This is a genomic window from Campylobacter sp. 2018MI13 (genome assembly GCF_018501135.1).
Classification (GTDB): domain Bacteria; phylum Campylobacterota; class Campylobacteria; order Campylobacterales; family Campylobacteraceae; genus Campylobacter_E.
Map to the genome: position 1 here is coordinate 1 of NZ_JAHCZC010000315.1, position 328 is coordinate 328.

A 328-nucleotide genomic window follows, 5' to 3' on the forward strand; every position below is an offset into this window, starting at 1 on the left:
TTTAATTAAGAGGAAAGTCCGGGCTGCAATAAGATGAGGTTCCATCTAACAGATGGCTAGAGCAATCTAAGGGAAAGTGTAACAGAAAATAAACTTCCTAATTTTAGGTAAAGGTGAAACGGCGGGGGAAGAGCCCACCAGTGATTATGCGAGTAAAAGCAATTCAGCTTATAAACCCAACCTGCAGCAAGAAGGGGGGGTTTTTATCTTATATTTTAAACCCTTCGCTAGAGTGCTATTGTGAAATAGTAAGTAGATAAATGATTATCCAAGACAAAACCCGGCTTATAGCCATACTCTTTTAAGGATTAGGATGCAAATTAGAGTT

1 other RNA gene is annotated in these 328 nt (G+C 38.7%); it reads left to right on the forward strand.

Features of this window, described 5'->3' with window-relative positions:
• Positions 1-304: RNase P RNA component class A (rnpB, locus tag KJQ99_RS10180), an RNA gene on the forward strand; the annotation flags it as partial.
• Positions 305-328: the final 24 nt, after the last annotated feature.